The organism is Chryseobacterium sp. Y16C (assembly GCF_022488405.1).
GTDB lineage: Bacteria > Bacteroidota > Bacteroidia > Flavobacteriales > Weeksellaceae > Chryseobacterium > Chryseobacterium geocarposphaerae.
On record NZ_CP092711.1, the window covers coordinates 637,916 to 656,754 of the forward strand.

General features: G+C 35.6%; 18 protein-coding genes and 1 tRNA gene. 18 read left to right on the forward strand and 1 reads right to left on the reverse strand.

Going from position 1 to position 18,839, the window contains the following annotated elements; genetic code table 11:
* The first annotated feature begins 64 nt into the window (after positions 1-64).
* The 9 genes from lat (at position 65) to MKS83_RS02735 (ending at position 10,076) form a co-directional block, all read left to right on the forward strand.
* The gene (gene lat / locus MKS83_RS02695) at positions 65-1,393 is read left to right on the forward strand and encodes an L-lysine 6-transaminase (RefSeq protein ID WP_240581857.1); all 1,329 of its coding nucleotides are present in this window, start codon (positions 65-67) and stop codon (positions 1,391-1,393) included.
* A 61-nt stretch (positions 1,394-1,454) separates the two neighbouring features.
* On the forward strand, positions 1,455-1,685 hold the full coding sequence (locus MKS83_RS02700; protein ID WP_100375606.1) for a DUF2007 domain-containing protein: 231 nt from the start codon (positions 1,455-1,457) through the stop codon (positions 1,683-1,685).
* Positions 1,686-1,943: 258 nt separating this feature from the next.
* A complete protein-coding gene (locus MKS83_RS02705; RefSeq protein WP_240581858.1) occupies positions 1,944-2,456 on the forward strand; it encodes a GNAT family N-acetyltransferase in 513 nt (170 codons plus the stop codon).
* A 115-nt stretch (positions 2,457-2,571) separates the two neighbouring features.
* The gene (locus tag MKS83_RS02710; RefSeq protein ID WP_240581859.1) at positions 2,572-3,027 is read left to right on the forward strand and encodes a transcriptional regulator; all 456 of its coding nucleotides are present in this window, start codon (positions 2,572-2,574) and stop codon (positions 3,025-3,027) included.
* Position 3,028: 1 nt separating this feature from the next.
* Complete coding sequence (locus MKS83_RS02715; RefSeq protein WP_240581860.1) at positions 3,029-4,213, forward strand: efflux RND transporter periplasmic adaptor subunit; 1,185 nt, start codon at positions 3,029-3,031, stop codon at positions 4,211-4,213.
* Between the two features lies 1 nt (position 4,214).
* Positions 4,215-7,361, forward strand: a complete 3,147-nt coding sequence (locus MKS83_RS02720; RefSeq protein ID WP_240581861.1) for an efflux RND transporter permease subunit — start codon at positions 4,215-4,217, stop codon at positions 7,359-7,361.
* A gap of 84 nt (positions 7,362-7,445) precedes the next feature.
* Positions 7,446-8,861, forward strand: a complete 1,416-nt coding sequence (locus MKS83_RS02725; RefSeq protein ID WP_100375611.1) for an efflux transporter outer membrane subunit — start codon at positions 7,446-7,448, stop codon at positions 8,859-8,861.
* A 237-nt stretch (positions 8,862-9,098) separates the two neighbouring features.
* Positions 9,099-9,587, forward strand: a complete 489-nt coding sequence (locus MKS83_RS02730; protein ID WP_240581862.1) for a GNAT family N-acetyltransferase — start codon at positions 9,099-9,101, stop codon at positions 9,585-9,587.
* 3 nt (positions 9,588-9,590) lie between these two features.
* Positions 9,591-10,076, forward strand: a complete 486-nt coding sequence (locus MKS83_RS02735) for a MarR family winged helix-turn-helix transcriptional regulator (protein WP_240581863.1) — start codon at positions 9,591-9,593, stop codon at positions 10,074-10,076.
* Between the two features lie 55 nt (positions 10,077-10,131).
* Here the strand turns inward: MKS83_RS02735 and MKS83_RS02740 are convergent.
* Positions 10,132-10,205, reverse strand: a tRNA-Ala gene (locus MKS83_RS02740).
* A gap of 243 nt (positions 10,206-10,448) precedes the next feature.
* On the opposite strand from MKS83_RS02740, the gene MKS83_RS02745 reads away from it, so the two are divergent.
* The 9 genes from MKS83_RS02745 to hisB all read left to right on the forward strand — a co-directional run bounded on the left by MKS83_RS02745 (position 10,449) and on the right by hisB (position 18,838).
* Entirely contained in the window at positions 10,449-10,823 is a 375-nt protein-coding gene (locus MKS83_RS02745) for a hypothetical protein (protein WP_100375614.1), read from the forward strand.
* 200 nt (positions 10,824-11,023) lie between these two features.
* A complete protein-coding gene (locus MKS83_RS02750; protein ID WP_240581864.1) occupies positions 11,024-11,524 on the forward strand; it encodes a C40 family peptidase in 501 nt (166 codons plus the stop codon).
* 149 nt (positions 11,525-11,673) lie between these two features.
* Positions 11,674-12,486 (forward strand): 2,3,4,5-tetrahydropyridine-2,6-dicarboxylate N-succinyltransferase, encoded by an 813-nt coding sequence (locus MKS83_RS02755; protein ID WP_100375616.1) that lies wholly within the window; start codon positions 11,674-11,676, stop codon positions 12,484-12,486.
* A gap of 15 nt (positions 12,487-12,501) precedes the next feature.
* Positions 12,502-13,176, forward strand: coding sequence for a glycosyltransferase family 32 protein (locus MKS83_RS02760; RefSeq protein ID WP_100375617.1), 675 nt, complete (start codon positions 12,502-12,504; stop codon positions 13,174-13,176).
* Positions 13,160-14,260, forward strand: a complete 1,101-nt coding sequence (locus MKS83_RS02765) for a glycosyltransferase family 4 protein (RefSeq protein ID WP_240581865.1) — start codon at positions 13,160-13,162, stop codon at positions 14,258-14,260. The genes MKS83_RS02760 and MKS83_RS02765 overlap by 17 nt, the downstream gene beginning before the upstream one ends.
* Before the next feature lie 250 nt (positions 14,261-14,510).
* On the forward strand, positions 14,511-15,368 hold the full coding sequence (gene hisG, locus MKS83_RS02770) for an ATP phosphoribosyltransferase (RefSeq protein WP_240581866.1): 858 nt from the start codon (positions 14,511-14,513) through the stop codon (positions 15,366-15,368).
* A 1-nt stretch (position 15,369) separates the two neighbouring features.
* Positions 15,370-16,662, forward strand: a complete 1,293-nt coding sequence (gene hisD / locus MKS83_RS02775; RefSeq protein WP_240581867.1) for a histidinol dehydrogenase — start codon at positions 15,370-15,372, stop codon at positions 16,660-16,662.
* A complete protein-coding gene (hisC, locus tag MKS83_RS02780) occupies positions 16,649-17,683 on the forward strand; it encodes a histidinol-phosphate transaminase (protein WP_240581868.1) in 1,035 nt (344 codons plus the stop codon). The genes hisD and hisC overlap by 14 nt, the downstream gene beginning before the upstream one ends.
* Before the next feature lie 60 nt (positions 17,684-17,743).
* On the forward strand, positions 17,744-18,838 hold the full coding sequence (gene hisB, locus MKS83_RS02785) for a bifunctional histidinol-phosphatase/imidazoleglycerol-phosphate dehydratase HisB (protein ID WP_240581869.1): 1,095 nt from the start codon (positions 17,744-17,746) through the stop codon (positions 18,836-18,838).
* The last annotated feature ends 1 nt before the right edge of the window (position 18,839 follow it).

Sequence of the window (18,839 nt, forward strand, 5' to 3'; positions counted from 1 at the left end):
TTTTAAAATTTATAGCAGAGTCTTTTTAATTTTTAAATCTTTAGATCTTTAAATCACATACAATATGGAAAACACAACAATTGATATACAAGCAAATAAAGTAAAAGAAACCGTAGGAAGACATGTTTTGGCAGATGGTTTTGATTTCGTAATGGATATTGAAAAATCTCACGGATCCTGGCTGTACGATAAGCTTACCAACAGAGAATATTTAGACATGTTTTCGATGTTTGCCTCGGCTTCCGTTGGCTATAACCATCCTTATATTGTTGAGAAATCAGCATGGTTAGGAAAAATGGCTGTTAATAAACCAACTTTGGCAGATGTTTATTCCGAAGAATATGCGCATTTTTTAGAAGTTTTTGAAAGAGTTGTAATTCCTGAAGAATTGCAGTACGCTTTTTTTATTGAAGGAGGAACTTTAGGAGTTGAAAACGCAATGAAAGCTTGTTTCGACTGGAAAACCAGAAAGAATTTTGAAAAAGGTCTCAACCAGGAAGCCGGAATCTGCATTCATTTCAGACAGGCATTCCACGGAAGAAGTGGTTATACATTAAGCTTAACAAATACTTCAGATCCAAGAAAATATCAATATTTCCCGATGTTTGACTGGCCAAGAATTCTTAATCCTAAATTAACTTTCCCAATCACAGAGGAAAACCTGGAAGAAACGACCAAGAATGAAAGACTGGCTTTAATTCAGATTGAAGAAGCTATTCTGATGAATCCCGATAAAGTAGCCTGTATCATTATTGAACCCATTCAGGCAGAAGGTGGTGATAATCATTTCAGAGACGAGTTCTTATTAGGATTGAGAAAAATCTGTGATGATAATGAGATTTTATTGATCTTCGACGAAGTTCAGACCGGGATCGGAATTACAGGAAAAATGTGGGCTTTCCAGCACTTCACAGCCAAACCGGACATTATTTCTTTCGGAAAAAAAGCACAGGTTTGCGGGGTTTTAGCGAATAAAGAGAAATTTGATGAAATACCCAATAACGTTTTCAGAGAAAGTTCAAGGATCAATTCTACCTTCGGAGGAAACTTTATCGATATGCTGCGTTTTCAGTTGGTAATGGAGGTGATTGAAAAAGAAAATTTAGTAGAAAACGCAAGAATTGTAGGAGATTATTTATTGGAAGAATTAAAAAAATTAGCAGAAAAATATCCTGATAAATTATCAAATGCAAGAGGAAGAGGATTGATGTGTGCTATTGATCTTCCAACTTCTGAACAAAGAAATATATTAAGAGATGAACTCTGGAATGACGGAATGATTATTCTTTCCTGTGGAGATCAGTCACTTAGATTCAGACCTCATTTAAATGTAACCAAGGAAGAAATCAAGCTTGCAATAGATAAAATCGAAAATAATATTAACAAAATTTAAAATCCGGATTTGGGATTTTAAAAATTTTGTCATATATTTAGATACTCAAACGGAAAAGAATATGGAAAGAAGCACAAGAGTATCAGTTTTTGAAAGTGACAAACCCTCAGAAATTCAGTTAATCAAATCTAAATTGGACGACGCGCAGATTACAAATGCGGTAGAAAACAATTATCTGACTTTTACGACAACGCCTACGGCAACTTCGCTAAAAGTAATGGTAGATTTGCAGGATGAGAAGAAAGCATTTGATATTATCGATGCATATCTTCAACAAAGTGAAAATCAATAAAAAACAATTTCATAATTTTAAATTTTACTACTTCGAACCGAAAATTAATTTCAATTAGTTTTCGGTTTTTTAATTCAAATTTTTAAAATTTTGAAATGAATTAAAAACATAAAGATGCTTCGGCAAGCTCAGCATGACATCTCTAATACTAACTTTCATTTATGCACTGTCATGCTGAGCTTGCCGAAGCATCTCAAACAAATAAACCAATAGTTTCATTTAATTAAAAATCAATCTTTAATTGAAATTATCACAGCAATGAATTCAGAAATTAAATTAAGAAAGGCAGAAATTGAAGACAGAGATATAATCTGGAGTATTTTGCAGCAGGCCATTGAAAGACGAAGACAAGACGGAAGTACACAATGGCAGCAAGGTTATCCCAACCTGGATACGGTAGAAAGCGATATTGCAAAAGGATTCGGATATGTACTGACCGTAGATGGTGAAATTGCAGTGTACAGTGCGTTGATCCTTAATGATGAACCTGCTTACAGCACCATAGAAGGAGCCTGGCTGAGCAATGGAGAATTTGTTGTGGTACATCGGGTAGCTGTAGATGAAAAGTTTGCAGGACAGGGAATGGTGAAAAAGCTGTTTGACCACATTGAAGAATTCACTAAATCCAATGGTATTCAAAGTGTTAAAGTTGATACCAACTTCGACAATATTGCCATGTTGAAAATTCTTGAAGGAAAGGGATATTCTTATTGTGGAGAGGTTTGTTTGGCCGGCGGAATGAGAAAAGCTTTTGAGAAGATTATAATTTGATCAAAAAGTTAAATCAACTTTCATTGAATTTTTAAAAGACCCAATATTGAGAAACTCTATTGGGTTTGTTCGTTTAGTTCTGAACTAATTTTTACATTTGCTCAAATTATATACCATGCATAAGAGTATAGAAATTGACGAAAAAATTTTTCAGGATGCTGTAAAGTTCTATGGCACCATTTTCAACGTACCTCCACTAGCTTCAAAAATTTATGCCTACCTGCTTTTCGATTATGAAAAGGTGGGGATTACTTTTGATGAATTTGTGGAAGTTCTTTCTGCAAGCAAAAGCTCGGTTTCTACAAGTATTTCTTTACTACTGAAAGCCCAGCTCATTGTAGATCATAATAAAATGGACGAACGAAAGCGGTATTTTTTCATCAATGACGAATATAAGAAGATAAGATTTGAAAAAATAGTTCAAAAGATGCAAGACGAATTAAAACTACTAGATGACTTAGATCAATTTAAAAAAAATCATGACGATGGGTACAACGAAAAAATAGAGGCTTACAAAGCACTCTTAAATAAAAACATACTTAATATTCAGGAATCTCTTAATAAACTATAAAATGAACAGTAAACTAGTTATACTTTCTATTGCAGCGCTTTCACTCACTGCCTGCAAAAAAGAAGCTCCGAAGCAGGATGGTGCAAAACCATATCCTGTAGTGAATGTGGAGGCAAAAAATATAGTCGGATATCAGACTTTTCCCGCTACCATTCAGGGAAAAATAAATAATGACGTTCGCGCTAAAATACAGGGGTATATTACACAGGTTTTAGTAGACGAGGGACAGTACGTTACAAAAGGTCAGCCTTTGTTCCGTCTTGAAACCAATATATTAAATGAAAATGCAGCCGCTTCTAAAGCAGGAATCGGTGCCGCAGAATCTAATATAGCAGCCGCTCAGGCATCTGTAAATGCAGCACAGGTGGAGGTGAACAAACTAAAACCACTTGTTCAAAAAAACATCATCAGTAATGTTCAGCTACAAACTGCCCAAGCAAATTTAGCTCAGGCTCAGGCTCAGTTACAGCAGGCTAATGCCGCAAAAAGACAAGCTGTTGCTAACTATAAAGGAGTAGAAGCCAACATTGAATATTCTATCATCCGTGCTCCTATTTCCGGAGTTATCGGCAAGCTTCCTTTAAAAGTAGGGAGTTTAGTAGGGCCTACCGATCAGACTCCTTTAACCACAATTTCAGATACTTCACAATTATATGCTTACTTTTCAATGAATGAAAAGGAGTATTTTGACTTCCTTGAAAAATCTCCCGGTGCTTCTTTAGCTGAAAAGATTAAAAATCTGCCTATGGTAGAGTTACAATTGGCCAACGGAAGCATTTATGGAGAAAAGGGTAGAATTGAAACAATGACAGGACAGATTGATGCTACAACGGGTACCATTCAGTTCAGAGTCGGGTTCTCCAATCCTCAAAAACTATTGAGTAATGGTAATAGCGGTACCATCAGACTTCCAAAAACCTATGAAAATGTTTTAGTAGTTCCTGAAAGTGCTACCTACGAACAACAAGGTATTGTTTACGTTTACAAAGTGGAAAAAGATACTGCTAAGAATGTTGTGGTAAATGTGATCGACAGAATCGACAATTTAGCCCTGATCAAATCAGGAGTCAACAAAGGTGAAACGATCATTGCTGCAGGTATCGGAGGTTTGAAACCAGGAACAGCAGTTATTAAAAAGCCTATAAAAATGGATAGTCTTGTTCAATCTATAAAACCGAAATTCTAAAATGATTAAAAATTTTATAAACAGACCGGTTTTATCCACGGTAATCTCAATCCTGATTGTGATTCTCGGGGTTTTGGGATTGATCTCGCTGCCGGTTACACAGTATCCTGATATTGCTCCTCCTACAGTAAGTGTTTCTGCAAACTACACAGGGGCCAATGCGGAAACTGTGATGAAGAGTGTTGTGGTACCATTGGAAGAACAGATCAACGGGGTGGAAGGTATGGATTACATTACTTCTTCAGCCGGAAACGATGGCTCGGCTCAGATTCAGGTATTCTTTAAACAGGGAATCGACCCGGATATTGCTGCGGTAAACGTACAAAACCGTGTAACCAGAGCAACTCCTTTATTACCAAGTGAAGTTACACGTTCCGGAGTAGTAACCCAAAAGCAACAGACAAGTGCCTTGATGTATATGTCTTTCTATTCTGAAAACAAAGATTTAGATGATGTATATCTTCAAAACTTCCTGAATATTAATATTATTCCAAACTTAAAAAGAATTAACGGGGTAGGTGACGCCAATGTTTTCGGAGGTAAAAATTACTCGATGAGAGTTTGGCTGGATCCTGCTAAAATGGCAGCTTACGGAGTAACTCCAACCGATGTTACCAATGCAATCAATGAGCAGAGTAGAGAAGCGGCTGCAGGTTCTATCGGACAGAACAGTGGAAGCTCTTTCGAATACATCATTAAATATGTTGGTAAATTCAACGATAAGGCACAATATGATAATATCATCATAAAAGCACTTCCTGACGGACAAAACCTTATGCTTAAAGATGTTGCCAAAGTGGAACTGGCGGGTCAGTCTTATACAGGGATCGGTGAAAACGGGAACAACCCATCTATCAGTATGGGGATCTTCCAGACACCGGGTTCAAACGCTCAGGAGATCATTAAAAATATTAAAGCCTATCTAAAATCTGCAGAAGGAAGCTTTCCTCAGGGAATTAAATATACGTTCAACTTTGATACGAATGAATTCCTGGATGCATCCATCGAAAAAGTGGTTCATACCCTAATCGAAGCATTTATATTAGTATTTATTGTAGTATTTATTTTCCTTCAGGATTTCAGATCTACGCTGATTCCGGCAATTGCGGTTCCGGTTTCCATTGTGGGAGCATTTTTCTTCCTGAATTTATTTGGATATTCCTTAAACCTGTTAACGTTATTTGCCTTGGTATTGGCGATCGGTATCGTTGTGGATGACGCGATTGTCGTCGTCGAAGCCGTTCACGCCAAGATGGAACACGGTATTTCCGATGCTAAAAAAGCAACCGTAGAAGCAATGGATGAGATTACAGGGGCAATTATTTCAATTACCTTAGTAATGGCGGCGGTATTTGTTCCGGTAACGTTTATTACAGGACCAACCGGAGTATTCTATCAACAGTTCGGGATCACACTTATTATTGCGATTATCATTTCTGCGATTAATGCCTTGACTTTGAGTCCGGTTTTATGTTCATTATTCTTAAAACCTCATGATGCACATCATGCAGAGTATAAAAACATGAATTTCCTTCAAAAATTCTTCTATAAGTTTAATATTGCTTTTAAAACAGCTACCGAACGTTATGGAAAAGGATTTGTATTCTTATTGAGACATAAATGGGTGACACTAATCATTTTTGCGGTAACTGCAGGAATCTTATATTGGGCAAGTTCTACCATGAAAAAAGGTTTCGTACCTACAGAAGACAGAGGGATCATCTTTACTGATGTTCAGCTTCCTCCGGGAGCCTCTATGGAAAGAACATACAACGCATTGAAAACTCTTCAGGCAAAAGCCTTAAAAGTTCCTGGAGTACAAAACGTTACAATTTCTACAGGTAGAGGTTTCTTATCAGGAAACGGTAGTAACAACGGTCTTGCCTTCATCAAACTGAAGCCGTTTGAAGAACGGAAAAAAGACGGTCAGACTTCTGAAGATATCACGAAAAAATTATTCGGAATTTCAGGAGCAGTTCCTGATGCAAAAGTTGTATTCTTCCAGCCACCAAGTGTACCCGGTTTCGGTAACAGTGCCGGTTTTGAGATGGTATTATTGGATAAATCAGGGGGAGAATATGCAGACTTAGACAATAAAATGAATGAATTCATCGGGAAACTGATGCAAAGACCAGAAATCGAATTTGCACAGTCTTCATTCAATACAAAATATCCTCAGTACGAAATGCAGGTAAATGTACCATTGGCTAAACAGATGGGAGTTTCCGTAAGTGATATCCTGGCTACTATGCAGGGCTATATCGGAGGTATTTATACTGCTGACTTTACCAAATACGGAAAACAGTTCAGGGTAATGGTTCAGGCTCTTCCTGATAACAGAAAAAGTATTGAAAACCTTAATGAACTGTATGTAAAAACAGGCTCAGGAGTAATGTCACCGATTTCTCAGTTCGTTTCGATGAAAAAAGCGTACGGACCACAATCTGTAAGCCGTTACAACCTGTTTACTTCAGTAAAAATTACGGGAGCAAATTCTGCAGGATATAGTTCCGGGGATGCTATTACAGCCGTTCAGCAGGTGGCTGATGAAACTTTGAACCAAAATTACGCTGTAGAATTCACAGGATTAACGAGAGAAGAATTAAATTCAGGATCTCAGACCTTATTGATCTTCGGATTAAGTTTGATTTTCGTTTATTTTATCCTTTCTGCACAATATGAAAGTTATATTCTTCCGCTTATCGTGGTAATTTCCCTTCCTCTTGGGGTAATGGGAGCTTACTTCGGACAGAAAATTATGGGCTTGGAAAACAACATTTATTTCCAGATTGCCCTGATCATGTTGGTTGGATTATTGGCTAAAAATGCCATTCTGATTGTAGAATTTGCAGTCCAGAGAAGACATCATGGTGAAACCATCGTTATGTCTGCCATTAATGCTGCAAAAGCGAGGTTAAGACCAATCCTGATGACCTCATTCGCATTCATCTTCGGTTTATTGCCACTGGTTTTGGCAAGTGGAATCGGTGCGGTAGGTAACCGTTCCATTGCAACCGGTGCAGCAATAGGATTGTTGATAGGAACTATTTTAGGATTATTCGTAATTCCTGTATTATACGTGATTTTCGAATATTTGCAGGAGAAAATTAAACCTATCAAAAAAGAAGAAATCAATTTAGCAGAATAAAATTAAGTTCGTTTAAGGTTTTGTTTTCAAAGTGTAACGACCAGAATGCGAAACCTTAAACATAAAACTTTAAACTTTTAAAGAATGAAGAGTTTATTAAACATCATAAAAGGAATAACATTTTCAGTCGCAATTCTTGCTGCCGTATCATCATGTATGGCAAGAAAAGAATACCACAGACCCGATAATGTTGTTGACGAAAAACTGTACCGTACAGATATGCTTCCTGCTGACAGTACAAACATTTCGAATGTTTCCTGGAGAGAGATCTTCACAGATCCTATTCTTCAGGGACATATTTCAAAGGCTTTGGAAAACAACCTCGATATAAGAATTGCTTTACAGAGCATCAATTCTGCGGAGGCCTATCTAAAACAAAGTAAAGCTGCTTATGAGCCAACAGTAACGGTTGGTCCCGGCTACACTTTTCAAACCCAGTCTTTGAATACGCAGACCGGACAGCTATTCGGGCAGAGAAGATATATCAATCAGCTTGACCTTACAGCAAGTATCGGTTTTGAAGCTGATCTTTGGGGAAAATTAAAAGCCCAGGAAAAAGCTCAGTTGGCGAATTATTTAGGGACAGTTGCTGCCCACAAAGCCGTAAAAAGTGATTTGATTGCTTCTATTGCTTCTGCTTATTATCAGTTATTAACTTTTGATGAACAGAAAAAAATTATCACAGAAACCATTAAAGTTCGTGAGCAAAATTTAGAAACCACCAAAGCTTTAAAAGTTTCAGGAACTGTTACAGAAGTCGCTGTGCAGCAGAGTGAAGCTTTAGTGTATAATGCAAAATCCTTATTAATTGACATCGATACCCAGATTCAATTATTGGAAAATACAATGAGTTTATTAATGGGAGAACCTTCTCATTCGGTTGAAAGATCGTCTTTGGCTGCTCAGAATGTTCCGATTGATTTAAAATTAGGATACCCTGCTCAGCTCTTATCAAACAGACCGGACGTAATGAGAGCGGAATACAACTTAATGAACGCTTTTGAACTGACCAACTCTGCCAAAGCTCAGTTTTATCCGACTTTAAAAATCACAGGAAACGGAGGTTTGCAATCCATGGATATTGATCACCTTTTCAGTGTCAATTCTTTATTTGCTAGTGTTGTAGCAGGTTTAGCACAACCTATTTTAAACAAAAGAACCATCAAAACCAACTATGAAGTAAGCCTTGCCAATCAGGAAACGGCCTATCTGAATTTCAGAAAAACAGTTCTTACTGCCGGAAAAGAAGTTTCTGATGCAATTCGTGTATTCTCGGTTCAGGATTCTTATATAGAGCTAAAACAAAAAGAACTGGATTCCTATAAAAAATCTGTAGATTACTCCCAGGAATTAGTAAACTACGGGATGGCCAATTATCTTGAAGTACTCAATGCAAGTGTCAATTCATTAAATGCAGAGTTGAATATTGCCAATGCAAAATACAGCAAAATGAAAGCAGGAGTAGAGCTTTATCAGGCTCTAGGAGGCGGTTGGAAATAATTTCTGATATCTAAAGTAATTAAAACGTGTATTGATTAACTTCAATGCACGTTTTTTTATTAATGAGAACTAAAATCAAATCGTCTGTCATTCTGAATAAAACGAAGTATAGTGAAGAATCTTACTTTATTTGTTACGATTAATTAAATAACTTATTATCAACATCTTAAATATAATTTTACATTTTCACTTGCATATATGTAGCTAACTACGTAGTTTTGTACACAAATTAATACAATGTTAGAAATTAAAACAATAAACAATACCTATTCAGAATCAATCATTGATTTAATTTTGAATATCCAACAAAAAGAATTTAATGTTCCGATCACCATAGAAGATCAGCCCGATCTTATGCAAATCGAAGAATTCTATGTCGCCAGTGGCGGAAACTTTTGGGGAGCTTTCAAAGATGGAGAACTTGTAGGAACCATTGCTTTGGTGAAGTTTGATAAAAATGCTGCTGCCATCCGAAAGATGTTTGTAAAAAAAGAATTCAGGGGAAAAGAACATAATATTGCCCAGCAATTATTAGAAGTCCTCATTGCTTACTGTCATGAAAACGGAATAGAAGAAGTATATTTGGGAACCGTATCGATACTCAAAGCTGCTTTACGTTTTTACGAACGGAATCATTTTAAAATAATTAACAAGGAAGAGCTTCCTGCAAAATTCCCTTTGATGAGTGCCGATAATGTATTTTGTTTTCTTGATCTAAAATCATAACCTATGAATATTATAAATGAATCCGGAACCCTTGCTTTATCTACTCGTTTGCAACGCCTCAGTGAGCAGTTACGCAAAGACGGAGCCTTAGTTTATAAAGAATTCGGAATCGATTTTGAGCCCAAATGGTTTCCGGTTGTTTTTACACTGCATCATAAACAGACACTAAGTGTTGTAGAGATCGCCAATGAAATAGGGTATACCCATCCTTCTACCATCAGTCTTTTAAAAGAGCTTGAAAAACAGCAAATAATTCAGTCTAAAAAAGATAAAACCGATGAACGAAAACGTCTGATAGAATTGGCTCCGAAAGGAATAGAACTGATAGAGAAAATGAAACCGGTCTGGGAAATCATTTCAAAAGTATTGGGCGAAATATCAGATAATGAAAATCATTTACTCAAAGCAATTAATGAAGCGGAAGAAAAAATTGCGAATCAATCGTTTTTACAGAGGGTTTTGCAGTTGAAGAATGAAGAAAGCAAATAGTCACAGAATTAATTTCATAAAAAAAGAGTTACGATTAATTGTAACTCTTTTTTAGTGGAGAATACGGGGATCGAACCCGTCACCTTTAGACTGCCAGTCTAACGCTCTAGCCAGATGAGCTAATTCCCCATTTGTTTTGTGATTGCAAAAATAGAAATTATTTACAAACTTCAACCATTATTGTAAATAATTTGTAAATAGTTTTTTACGAAATTGATTATTATGAATTTGATTACAATATCAATTGAAATTAAATCTTTCTTTAATTACTGAAAAATAAACATTTCAAAAAGCTTAAGAAATTAAATTAAAATTATATATTTGCCAAATTCAAACTCAACAAGATTTATTTCATAAAACTTTTATTATACTATGAAGAAACTTTTTTTTCTCTTATTAACAGCTTTTTTATTTATCGGATGTAACTCGGATGACGACAGCATTTATGATTTTATCGGAACTTGGCATGGAACCTATGAAGGAAGTGATAAAGGGGTGTGGAATATTGTTGTTGCAGATGATGGAAAAGTTACCGGAACAATGCATTCTGATGTGAATCAGGAAAATTACAATATTTCCGGGAATGTTAGTTCTTCCGGAGACATAAATGCGGTGGTAGGTCTTCCGTCAGACGGAGAATTCAGAGGCAATCTTACCACTGATAAAAAGGGAAGCGGAACTTGGGTAAATTCAGTTCCTACCCCTGGAAGATCAGGAACATGGCAGGGTGAAAAAGATAAAAATTAAAATTTAAGAATATATATAAAAACCGGAAAATGATTTCCGGTTTTTTTTATTTTCCAAACTGTTTAATTTAACAGTTTCCGAATAAGATATAATACACTAAATTTATATATTTGCAATACATCATTAACAATCGGAAGCGCATGAAATTGGGATTACTTGCAAATCATCTGAGAATAAAGCAACTATCTGTTTTACTGATTATGTCCTCAATTATCATTTCCTGCGGAAGCTCAAAAAGCGCTGCTGAAAAAAATAAATCTGTAACAAGAACAGAAAATCTTAGAAGGCTTGATTCAAAATTTGATGGCAAAGTATCTAAATCCATCAATTCCCTCTTAAAAGATGCTGAAAAATATATTGGAACACCTTATAAGTTCGGAGGAAACACATCTTCCGGTTTCGATTGTTCAGGATTTACCGTAAAAGTATTTGAAGAAAACGATTTCAAACTTCCCAGAAGATCTTCAGATCAGGCTTTAGCCGGAGAAAAGATTGACATCACAGAAGTAAAACCGGGGGATCTTTTATTCTTTGCAACAGCAGGAGGAAGCAGGGTTTCCCATGTAGGAATCGTTCATGACATCGGAAATGATGGTGAAGTTAAATTTATTCATGCTTCTACCTCAAAAGGAGTGATTATTTCTTCACTCAACGAAAAATACTGGAATAAGGCTTATCTGCACGCTCAAAGAGTCTTATAACTTCACATTTATAAGATTGATTTTTTAGACAATTACATTTTTAATAAAACAGTAAGAAACGACAGAATATTCAAATTTTTATAACTTTCACGGTTCAAAATAAGATCAACTTTTTTGTATCTTTGGCGAAATAATTTTAAACAAGAAACATGTCGTTACAACAAACTATTGAAAACATCTGGGACAACAGAGATTTATTGCAGAATGAAGACAGCCAAAAGGCTATCAGAGAGGTTATTTCTTTGGTTGATAAAGGAGAACTTCGTACAGCTGAGCCTACAGAAAACGGATGGCAGGTGAATGAATGGGTGAAAAAAGCTGTCGTAATGTATTTTCCGATCCAGAAAATGGAAACTATCGAAGTAGGTCCGTTTGAATTTCATGATAAAATGCCTTTGAAAAGAAACTATGCTGAAAAAGGAGTAAGAGTTGTACCACATGCTATTGCAAGAGAAGGAGCTTATATTGCTCCGGGAGTTATTATGATGCCTTCCTACGTAAACATCGGAGCTTACGTAGATTCGGGAACAATGGTTGATACTTGGGCTACAGTGGGAAGCTGCGCACAAATTGGTAAAAACGTTCACTTAAGCGGTGGTGTTGGTATCGGTGGTGTGCTGGAACCGCTTCAGGCTGCTCCGGTAATTATTGAAGACGATTGTTTCATCGGATCAAGATGTATCGTAGTGGAAGGAGTTCACGTAGAAAAAGAAGCCGTTTTAGGAGCTAATGTTGTATTAACAGCTTCAACAAAAATCATCGACGTTACAGGTCCGGAACCTATTGAAATCAAAGGAAGAGTTCCTGCACGTTCAGTAGTAATTCCCGGAAGTTATACAAAACAATATCCTGCGGGAGAATATCAGGTTCCTTGTGCTTTGATCATTGGACAGAGAAAAGAATCTACAGACAAAAAAACATCTCTTAACGATGCATTGAGAGATAACAATGTAGCAGTTTAAATTCACAGTAAAACTATGGCCATTCCTAAACAGATCTTTCAGACTTTTAAAACCGATAAGCTGCCTTGGCTTACGAGGTTTCATATTAAAAGAATGCTTAAGAAAAATCCTGAATATCAATATCATTTCTACGATGATAAAAGGATAACCGAATTCTTTAAAGATGAATTTCCGCCTGAATATCTGAAAGCCTACAACAGGCTGACTATAGGAGCGGCTAAGGCAGATTTTTTCAGATATGCCATCCTGTACAAAAAAGGAGGAGTATATTTGGATATCGACAGCGGAATCAATATTCCATTACGAAAACTGATTCGCGAAGATGATACTGCATTAGTGACGGATGAAGATCCGCCAACATATTATGTACAATGGGGTCTGGTGTATGAAGCCGGACACCCATTTCTACAAAGAACATTGGAGAACATCATGGAAAACATTAAAAATAATCCATATCCTCACAATGTTCATAAAACCACAGGTCCAACTGTTTATACAGACTCAATTAAAGAATGTCTTAAAGAAAATCCAAATATTCCTCACCGGTTTTTGGGGCCTCACTATGACAATAAAATGCAGTTCAAGTATAAACTTGGTAAATTCTTCCTTTATAAAGACAAATCCGAACACTGGAAAAAGAAACAATTGACTCAAAACATCATAAGACCGGAGAATGAAGATAGCTTATGATGCAAAACGTTTTTTCCATAACACATCAGGATTAGGAAACTATTCCCGCGATCTGATCCGTATTTTATCAAAATATTTTCCGGAAAACGAATATATTTTATTGCATAAAAACAAATCAGTTAGAGGCAAAGAAATTTTAGAAAATTCCAATGTTCATTTTGTTGAAACCTCCAAAGGAAATATGTCCCGACAGTTTAAAATGGGAAAGGATGCACAAAAACAAAATGCAGACATTTTCCATGGATTATCGGGTGAATTACCCTTAAAATGGGATAAAAACCCGATCAAAAAAATCGTAACGATTCATGACTTGATTTTCGTTCGATATCCTCAATATTATTCTTTTTTTGACCGGAAAATTCATTTTTGGAAGTTTAAAAAAGCAGCGAATTCTGCCAATAAAATCATTGCGATCTCAGAACAGACCAAAAGAGATATTGTCCAGTTTTTGAAAGTTCCCGAAAGCAAAATTGAAGTAATTTATCAGGGATGTCACAAGGCTTTCAAAGAAGAACAATCCAAGGAATTTATTCAGGCTACCAAAGAAAAATTCAGTCTGCCTGAAAGATTTATTTTAAATGTCGGAACCATCGAAGATCGGAAGAATCTTTTAAACATTGTCAAAGGAATCAACGGAACCCATATTCCTTTGGTTGTAGTCGGAAAAAAAACAAAATACTTTCAGAAAATAGCTGGTTTTATTCAAAAGAATAAGATGGAAAAGCAGATTCATTTTTTAGAAGGTGTTTCTATGGATGAATTGGCTGTTATTTATAAATTAGCCGATATTTTTGTTTATCCAAGTTTTTTCGAAGGTTTCGGAATCCCTGTGATAGAAGCACTTTTCTCAAAAACGGTTACCATTACAAGCAATACAAGCTGCCTTCCGGAAGCAGGAGGGCCCGATTCTGTGTATATTGATCCTAAAAATCATTTGGATATTCAGTCAAAAATAAAATTTTTATGGGAGAACGAATCCGAAAGAAAACGCCGTGCTGAAAAGAGTTTTGAGTTCGTTCAGAAGTTCAATGACGAGCCTATTGCCAACGAAGTAATGACGCTTTACAGAAAAATTACTTCTTAAAATTCTTGGAAGTTTAAAAATAAGTCCTACATTTGTACCACAAAATTTCAACAATGAAACCCAATTTTTTAACAGTACATCATTATCACCATCATATCTGCTAGACGGAATTGATTGAGATATAGTATGTTAAAAATCAAAATAATTAAAAACCGTCTGAGTAAATAGACGGTTTTTTTGTTTCTAAATTTATCCCGGGAAATTTTTTCAATTTAACCATTTTTATTTGCTCAGACACAACAAAAGTGAAATGAGTAAATTAAAAATAGCCATACAAAAAAGCGGACGGCTTTACGAAGAATCTCTTCAGCTTCTCAAAGACTGTGGGATTTTCATCAACAACGGAAAAGATCAGCTCAAAGTTTCTGTAGACAATTTCCCGATGGAAATCATGTATCTGCGTAATTCCGACATACCTCAATATCTGGAAGACGGAGTAGTGGACATTGCCATTGTCGGGGAAAATCTTTTAGTCGAAAAACAAAAAAATATTGAAATCATTCAGCCTCTTGGGTTTTCAAAATGCAGAGTTTCTCTAGCCATTCCAAAGGAAATTGAAACAGATGATATCAATTATTTTCAGGGAAAAAAGATTGCTACCTCTTATCCAAATACCCTTAAAAACTTTCTTCAGAAAAATAATGTTTCAGCCGATATCCACATCATTTCTGGCTCAGTAGAAATAGCTCCCAATATCGGTCTTGCCGATGGAATCTGCGATATTGTAAGTTCTGGAAGCACCTTATTTAAAAATGGTTTGAGAGAAACAATCACTCTTTTAAAATCAGAAGCTGTACTGGCAAAAACATCACAGTTAAGCTTACAAAAAGTATACATTTTAGAAAAATTTTTATTCAGAATCAAAGCGGTATTAAAGGCGAAAAACTCAAAATATATCCTGATGAATGTCCCGAATGAAAGGATTGATCTTATTTCCAAAACCCTTCCTGTTCTTAAAAGCCCTACCGTAATTCCATTGGCAGAAAAAGGGTGGAGCAGCATTCATTCGGTGATTGATGAAGAACGTTTTTGGGAAGTCATAGACGAACTCAAAGATAAAGGTGCACAAGATATTCTGATTATTCCAATTGATAAAATGGTAATTTAATATGAAAATTAATAAATATCCTCAAAGAGAAAGCTGGCCGGAATTGGTAAAAAGACCCGTTCTACAAAAGGAAAAATTGACACAATTAATTGCTGATATTTTTAATAAAGTTGAAAAAAGTGGAGATCAGGCATTAATTGATTTCAATAAAAAATTTGATGGGGCAGAAATTAAAAACATAAAAGTTTCTGAAGAAGAAATAAAAAATGCGAAAAGCATAATCAGCAACGAATTAAAAGAAGCTATTCAGCAGGCAAAAGAAAATATAACAAAATTCCACGCTTCACAAATTACTGCAGTAGAAAAGATTGAAACTACGAAAGGAGTGGTTTGCTGGAGAGAAAACAGAGCTATTGAAAAAGTTGGAATTTACATTCCCGGAGGAACAGCCCCCTTGTTTTCAACGGTCTTAATGCTTGCTATTCCTGCTCAATTAGCAGGTTGCAAAGAAATCATTTTATGTACGCCTCTGGATAAAAACGGAAATATCAATCCGGCTATTTTATATACCGCAAAGCTTTGCGGAGTAACTCACCTGTTTAAAGTAGGCGGAGCGCAGGCAATTGCAGCCATGGCATTAGGAACAGAAAGCATTCCCAATGTGTATAAAATTTTCGGACCTGGAAATCAATACGTTGTAGCTGCAAAAGAGTTTGCTCAAAACTATAATGTAGCGATTGATATGCCTGCAGGACCAAGCGAAGTGTTGGTGATTGCAGATAAAAAGGCAGTTCCGGCATTCTGTGCAGCAGATCTGCTTTCCCAGGCTGAACACGGAAGCGATAGTCAGGTGATTTTTCTTTCCACAGATGAAGAAATTTTTAACCAAACCATTAAAGAAACTGAAAAGCAGCTTAAAGAACTACCCAGAAATGAATTGGCAAAAGAAGCCCTTAAAAACAGTCATTTCATTTTATTAAGTACACTGGAAGAAGCCTTTGAATTTAGCAATCTCTATGCTCCGGAACATTTAATTTTAGCTTTAGAGAGCTTTGAAAAATATATTCCAAAAATTCAGAATGCGGGTTCAGTTTTTCTTGGAAATTACTCTTGTGAAAGTGCCGGAGATTATGCAAGCGGAACCAACCACACGCTTCCGACCAACGGATTTGCAAAGAATTATAGCGGAGTTTCTTTAGACAGTTTTGTGAAGAAGATTACATTCCAGAATTTATCACAAAAAGGACTTCAGAATTTAGGAAAAACAATAGAAATCATGGCAGAAGCAGAAGGTTTATTTGCTCACAAAAATGCCGTAAGTATCAGATTAAAACAAGAAAATGAAAGAGTTTAATATCAATAATTTAGTAAGAAAGAATATCTTAGAATTACAGCCTTATTTTAGTTTTAGGGATAAGAATGAATTTGACAATCCCGTTTTGCTGGATGCTAATGAAAGTCCTTTTGGTGAGCTGAATCGTTATCCTGATTCTACTCAGAAAAACTTAAAACAAAAGCTTTCAGAAATGAGAAATATTCCGGTTGAGCAGATTGCAGTAGGAAATGGGAGTGATGAATTAATTGACCTGATCATAAAAGTTTTCTGTGAACCTAAGAAAGACTCCATCTTAATGATGAATCCCTCGTTTGCGATGTACGGTTTTTATGCCTCTATCAATGAAAACAAGGTTATAAAACTGGATTTAAATGAAGATTTTGGAATCGTAAAGGATGATTTTCTTACCATTTCAAAAGATTTTAAATCCAAAGTTTTTTTTCTTTGTTCACCCAATAATCCTACCGGAAATTCTATAGAAGACATTGAATTTTACATTCAAAATTTTAATGGAATCGTAGTTGTTGATGAAGCCTACATAGAATTCTCAGGAAAGAAATCTTGTACTGAACTATTAGAGAAGTATCCTAATCTGATTGTTCTTCAGACTTTTTCAAAAGCTTGGGGAATGGCGGGAGCGAGAGTCGGGATCGCTTATTCCTCCCAGGAAATTATAAAGTTAATCAACACCGTAAAAGCACCTTATAATGTCAATTTTTTAAGTTTAAATAAAGCAATTGAAATCATTAATAAACAAGAAGTTGTAAATTCAAATATAGAAAACACTTTAAATGAAATTTCCTGGCTTAAAAATGAATTTCAGTCTGTAAAATGTATTAAAAAAGTATATCCAACAGATGCCAATTTTTTTCTCATTGAGTTTGAAAACGTAGAAAAAGTCTATGAAAAACTATTGGAAAATGAAATTCTGACCAGCAAAAGAAGTCCACAAATTTCTAACTGTATCAGAATTAATGTCGGAAATCGGGAAGAAAATACTCAATTAATTCAAATTTTAAAACAGTTCGAAACCTTATAGGTTTTAAAAACCTATAAGGTTTGATAAAGTAAAAAATAACAGATTGACAATTATTTAGAAATGAAAAAAGTATTGTTTATAGACCGTGACGGAACATTAATCATAGAACCGCCAACAGATTTCCAGGTAGATTCTTTAGAAAAACTGGAATTTTACCCGGGTGTTTTTCAAAATCTTTCAAAAATTGCCAAAGAATTGGAGTTTGAATTGGTCATGGTAACCAATCAGGATGGATTGGGAACGGAGAGTTTTTCTTATGAAAATTTTATAAAACCTCATGAAAAGATGCTCCGAGCATTAAAAAATGAAGGAATTATTTTTAATGATATTCTTATTGATAAAAGTTTTGAAAGCGAAAATTTACCTACAAGAAAACCGGGAATCGGGATGTTGGGAAAGTATATCTACGGAGATTATGATCTTGAAAATTCCTTCGTAATCGGGGATCGGTTGACAGATATTCAGTTGGCCAAAAATTTAGGTTCAAAAGCGATTTTCGTTAATAAGGTTCTGAATGAAAATGCAGAATTAACAACTGAAAGTTGGACTGAAATCTATCAATATTTAAAGCAAATTCCGCGAAAATCTAAAGTCTCAAGAAAAACCAATGAAACCGATATTGAAATTGAAGTCAATCTTGACGGAAGTGGAAATTCCGAAATCTCAACGGGATTATATTTTTTTGATCATATGTTGGAGCAGATTTCGAAACACGGCAATTTAGATCTAAAGATTAAAGTAAATGGGGATTTACAGGTTGATGAGCACCACACAATCGAAGACACGGGAATTGTGTTAGGAGAGGCTATTTTAAAAGCGTTAGGAAAGAAAAAAGGAATTGAAAGATATGGTTTCCTGCTTCCGATGGATGATTGTCTGGCTCAGGTTGCCCTTGATTTTGGAGGACGTTCTTGGTTAGTCTGGAACGCCGACTTTAAACGTGAAAAAATAGGCGATGTTCCGACCGAAATGTTTGAGCATTTCTTTAAATCTTTTACCGATTCTGCTAAATGTAATCTCAACATCAAAGTGGAAGGAGAAAATGAACACCACAAGATTGAATCTATTTTTAAAGCCTTCGCAAAAGCAATCAAAATGGCAGTCAACCAATCTGATCATAATTTTAATTTACCCTCAACAAAAGGAAGTTTATAAC